The sequence below is a fragment of the Phenylobacterium sp. genome (genome assembly GCF_031425575.1).
In the GTDB taxonomy this organism is placed as follows: domain Bacteria; phylum Pseudomonadota; class Alphaproteobacteria; order Caulobacterales; family Caulobacteraceae; genus Phenylobacterium.
Map to the genome: position 1 here is coordinate 1 of NZ_JANPJP010000040.1, position 4,800 is coordinate 4,800.

General features: G+C 66.5%; 5 protein-coding genes. 3 read left to right on the top strand and 2 right to left on the bottom strand.

The features are described from left to right. Positions 1-293: 293 nt before the first annotated feature. Positions 294-974, bottom strand: coding sequence for a Coq4 family protein (locus RMO97_RS02035; protein ID WP_310538891.1), 681 nt, complete (start codon positions 972-974; stop codon positions 294-296). Further along, entirely contained in the window at positions 971-2,503 is a 1,533-nt protein-coding gene (locus RMO97_RS02040) for an MFS transporter (protein ID WP_310538892.1), read from the bottom strand. Before RMO97_RS02040 ends, RMO97_RS02035 begins: the two co-directional genes overlap by 4 nt. Positions 2,504-2,759: 256 nt before the next feature. Here RMO97_RS02040 and RMO97_RS02045 point away from each other — a divergent pair, with 256 nt between their 5' ends. From RMO97_RS02045 to RMO97_RS02055, 3 genes are read left to right on the top strand one after another with little or no spacing between them, the layout of a single operon-like run. Beyond that, entirely contained in the window at positions 2,760-3,362 is a 603-nt protein-coding gene (locus RMO97_RS02045; RefSeq protein ID WP_310538893.1) for a response regulator, read from the top strand. Beyond that, a complete protein-coding gene (locus RMO97_RS02050) occupies positions 3,359-3,853 on the top strand; it encodes a hypothetical protein (RefSeq protein WP_310538894.1) in 495 nt (164 codons plus the stop codon). Before RMO97_RS02045 ends, RMO97_RS02050 begins: the two co-directional genes overlap by 4 nt. Before the next feature lie 39 nt (positions 3,854-3,892). Then, positions 3,893-4,735, top strand: a complete 843-nt coding sequence (locus RMO97_RS02055) for a tetratricopeptide repeat protein (RefSeq protein ID WP_310538895.1) — start codon at positions 3,893-3,895, stop codon at positions 4,733-4,735. Positions 4,736-4,800: the final 65 nt, after the last annotated feature.

Sequence of the window (4,800 nt, forward strand, 5' to 3'; positions counted from 1 at the left end):
ACGGCCCCGGCCCAGGTGCCGGGCGCCAGGACCAGCGTCTGCCAGGGCGTCGGCGGCATGTTCGCCGCGGCCGGAACGGTGATCTTCGGCAACGAAGCCTAGAATAATTTCATAGACTTACCGCACTTCATGCTGCGCAGCATGAGGTGCAGCATTTTCGCCCTCTCCGGGAAACCGGGGAGGGCGTTTTTGACGAGCGGTGCAGGATCCGTCCTGTCCTCAGAGTCCCGCGCGCCCGGGTCCTGGACAAGCTTCGCGCGCTTTCCGGGATGACACCTCCGACCGTGGTTTCCTCAGTGCGCCTGACGCAGTCCGTACTCGGCGCGCAGGTCGGCGACGGGGCGGTCCATCAGCTCTTCCCAGTGGGGATAGTTGAGGTTCTTGGCCTCCCGGCCGTAACGCCAGCCGTCGCTGATGGCGTCCATCACCGCATTGGTCATGTCGGGATTGAGGAAAGTCATCTGGGTGGTCAGCGTCGCCATCCAGATGGAGGAATAGGGCAGCTTGCGCTGGGCCAGGGTGAAGGCCTGCAGCGCCATCTCGCCCCACCCGTCGGTTCGGTAGCCGGTGAGGATGTGGAACACGTCGTGGATCTGGAAACCGCGCAGGATGGCGTACTTCACCTCGTCGGGCATGCCCGCCAGCCGACCGGCGGCGTCGAGCTTCTCGTGGGCGTTTCGGTAGTCGCTGGCGATGGTCTTGTTGAGGTTGTTGTCGATGATGTGGCGCGCGTACTGGTAGCCCAGGGTGTCGTGCGGTAGTTCCAGCAGGGCGTCGAAGTCGGGGTCCTCGCCGAGATAATGGGCTTGGTACCAGGCCATGGCGTCGGGATCGTTGCGGAAGTGGGCGAGATACTTCTCGCGCACCGCCTCTTCAGTCTTGTTCCAGAACCGGAAGTGCATCTCCGGCACGCCGTTCTTCTGGGAGTCGCCCACCAGGCGCAGGAAGTTCTCGGAAATGGATTGGTCCATCATGGAGCTGTCCTTTCAGTCAGGGGGGTGTTGGCCGTGGTCGGCGGCGCGGCTGGCGGATCAGGATCATGGCCGAAGCTGGAAAGGCGCTGCGCGGCGACCTGGCGACGGATCTCGGCGTGGGCCTCCCGGGTGATCCGGTAGCCCATGCCCACCAGCAGCGGCGCGACATAGGCCAGGGGCACGAGAATGCCGGCCACCAGGCCCAGGCGGAAGACGATGTCGGGGTCGACGTCGCCGGTGGTCTTGCCAACCGGCCATTGAATCACGTTCTGCAGCAGCAGGCCGCCGGCCAGCACCCCCACACCCGCCGTGGCCTTGGTGGAGAACGACAGGGCCGCGGCGAACATGCCCTCCTGGCGCTTGCCGTTGCGGAGCTCCTGGGCGTCCAGGGAGTCGGCCAGCATGGAGATGAACATCACCCCCAGAACGGTGCCCAGGAAGGTCCGGAAGATCGTATTGGCCAGCAGCAGGATCAGCAGCGCAGGCTCGCCATTGGCCGGGAGCACCTCCAGTAGCCGCAGGCTGATCATGATCACCCCGTCCAGCAGCATCAGGCCAAAGCAGCCCAGCATCAGGATCTTCTTGTCCAAGACCAGTTGCATGCGGGGGAGCAGGACGAAGGCGGCCGCGGCGCCGAAGAAGGCCAGGCTGAACCAACGCAGTTCCGCCGATCCCAGGCCCCAGAAGTAGGTCGACATGTAGATTTCGAGCGCACTGGTGGTGCCCCCGATGCAGGCGCTGAGCAGGGCGCCCATGAAGAGGATCAGGAAGTCGCGGTTGCTCAGCATGCTGAACAGCTCGTCGATCATCCGACGCAGGCTGAAGCTGCTGGACGCCGCCGGCTGGACCAGGAACGGGATCTCCCGGCGGGTCAGTTGGGTGGCCACGAGGGCGGCGAGGCCGACGCAGACCGCCAGCACCGGGGCGAAGAGGACATAGTTGTCGGCGTTGAGCTGTCCCCTCGGGAAGGCCGGGGTGGCGGGGAAGATGAAGGTCCAGACCGAGAAGGTGAACGCCAGGCCGCCAATCCATCCCACGGCATAGCGCCAGACCACGATCTCGGTGCGCTCGGCATAGTCGTCGGAGAGTTCGGCCATCAGCGCCGTCCAGGGCACGCTGAAGAGGCTGATGGCGATGCTGACCAGGGCGGTGGTGGCGAAGATCCATGCAAACAGGCCATTGTGGTCGAGGCCGACGGGGGGCGAGAACACCAGGTAAAGGCCCAGGGCCAGGGGCAGGGCCGAGGCGTACATCAGAGGGTGTCGCCGCCCGAGCCGGGACTTCAGATTGTCGGAGAAAGACCCGATCAAGGGATCGACCGCGCCGTCCAGCACGGTGGTCAAGGCGATGGCGGTGGCCACCAGGACCGGCGGCGCGCCCAGCACCTGACTGTAGAAGAACAGCAGGAAGGTGTTGAACCCAAAGCCCTTGAACACGTCGGGCAGGGCGCCCAGGCCCTGAAAAAACTTGGTGGAGAGCGGAATGGGCCCGACGCGTGACGTCTCCCGAACGTAGATTGCGCCGACCATGCCATCTCCCAGCGCCGACTTTGAACCCGCGTTCGCCGCGTGGCCAAGACAACGTTGGCGCAAACGTCTCATGGGCGGCAGGCTCCGGCAAGGCGGCGCCATTCGGTCCTGGTCTCCCCCGCCGTGGCGCCCTGTCGCACGCCGTGGAAGGTCTTCTTAACCCTCTCTGGTCACAGTGAATCGTCGCACGTGGCGGCGAAACACAAGGGATGACCGGGTCTTAGGCGGATGCGCCCAGCCCGGCTTGAAGGTCAGAATGGGTCTCAGCCCCGACTCTCGCGCCCGGTTCAACCTCGAGCGGGCCTCCGTGCTCATCCTCGAGGAATCGACCATGGGCATGAGCATCCTGGTGCAGATTCTCACCGGTTTCGGCGCCAAGGTGCTGCACCGGGCCGAGAACGTGGAGGAAGCCCAGGGGCTGGTGGCCAAGGTCGAGCTGGACCTGGTGGTCGCCGATGCGCTGGGCCCCGGCGGCGAAGGCTATGACTTCGTGAGCTGGCTGCGCCGCTCGCGCATCGAACCCAACTGCTTTGCGCCGGTGCTGCTGACGGCGGGACATACCCCGGGCGGCGCCGTGCAGAAGGCCCGCGACTGCGGCGCGCATTTCGTGATGACGAAACCGCTGACCCCCATCGCCGTGCTGGAGCGCGTGCTGTGGATCGCCCGCGAGGGCCGGCGGTTCGTGGAGTGCGACAGCTATATGGGCCCTGACCGCCGCTTCAAGAACGAGGGCGTGCCGGCCGGCCAGGTGGGCCGGCGGCGCGACGACCTGGCCGGCGATGTCGGCGAGGCCAGCGAGCCCAACATGGAACAGGACAGCATCGACGGCATGCTGAAGACACGACGGGTGAACCTTTGAGCGCGGTAAAGATCCATGTTCCGGTGGTGCGGCTGGCCAAGCTGCTGCGCACGCCCGGCGGGCTTCCCGTCGCCGACGCGGTCAAGCGGGCCGGGGCGGGGCTGGAGAGCCTGCGCGCCGAGTGCCTTGACGAACTGAGGGTGACCCTGGACCAGGCCGAGCTGTGCGCGGGCCGCGTCAACGGCGAGTACGACCCCGCCGTCGCCGAGGAGCTTTACGCCATCGCCAGCGCGGCCATCGGCGTGCCCACGGCCTGTGGCCTGGCGCCCATCGACACCGCCCTGGTTAGCCTTGCCGACCTCACCGACTATCTGAAGACCCGCAAGACCTGGGACCCCAACGCCGTGGCCGTGCACCTGCGGGCCTTCCGCCTGCTGCTGCACACCGAGGCGGGCAAGGACAGCAATGGCACCAAGGCCATCCTCGAGGGCCTGCGCCGGGTCAGCCAGCGCTACGCCAAGCCCGAATCCCCGAACGCCGTGGCCGGGTAAGGGCTTTACGCATCCGACCCCAGGCGCTTCAATGGCGTCATGACCGAAAACAGTATCCGCGAACGCTCCCGCCGTACCCTAGAGAGCGCAAGATCCAATTATCAGTCCGACCCCTCTCTGCCCAACACCGTCTGGTACGGTCGGGTGCTGGGGTTCCGCTATCAGATCGAAGAGGCGATCGCCGTGTTCAGCGAGGGGCTGGAGCGGTTCCCCGACTCCTTCGAACTCCTGCGCCAGCGGGGTCACCGCTATCTGTCGACCCGGCGCTTCGCCGAGGGGCTGGCCGACCTGGCCCGCGCCGCCGAGCTGCTTGAGGGCAAGCCGGAGTGGATCGAACCGGACGGCAAGGACAACGAGCTGCCGGTGCCCCCCACCAGCATCCAGTTCAACACCTGGTATCACCTGGCCCTGGCCCACTACCTGCTAGGGGACTGGGACGCCGCCGAGGCCGCCTACCGTCGCTGCCTGGACTGGGTGCGGACCGATGATCATGACGGGCTGACGGCCTGCAACGACTGGCTCTACATGACCCTGCGCCGCAAGGGCGACGAGGCGGCGGCCGCCGATGTGCTGGCCTCGATCCCGCACGGCCTGCCCGACGAGGCCTTCGTCGAAGGTCCCTCCTATTATCGCCGCCTGCGCATGTACCGCGGGGAGTTCGAGCCGCAGGACCTGCTGACCCCCGACCTCGGCTCCCAGGTGATCCACGACCTGGAGACCCTGTACGCCACCCAGGGCTACGGGGTGGGCAACTGGTATCTGTACAATGGCGAGACCGAGCGCGCCCGCGAGGTGTTCGAGCAGATCCTGCAGGGCCGCAGCCGCTTCGCCTTCGGCTACATCGCCGCCGAGCGCGACCTGCGCGAGATAACGGGCGGGTAGCGACTTCCCAGGAGAACCACCCCCCGCCTACGTCCAATGGCCGGTCGGGATGGGATCGACTGTTC

What these genes read in the sequence shown, in the direction of transcription:
- RMO97_RS02055 (WP_310538895.1), top strand. Translation starts at nt 3,893, where the DNA reads ATGACCGAAAACAGTATCCGCGAACGCTCCCGCCGTACCCTAGAGAGC.
- RMO97_RS02040 (WP_310538892.1), bottom strand. Translation starts at nt 2,503, where the DNA reads ATGGTCGGCGCAATCTACGTTCGGGAGACGTCACGCGTCGGGCCCATT.
- RMO97_RS02035 (WP_310538891.1), bottom strand. Translation starts at nt 974, where the DNA reads ATGATGGACCAATCCATTTCCGAGAACTTCCTGCGCCTGGTGGGCGAC.
- RMO97_RS02045 (WP_310538893.1), top strand. Translation starts at nt 2,760, where the DNA reads ATGGGTCTCAGCCCCGACTCTCGCGCCCGGTTCAACCTCGAGCGGGCC.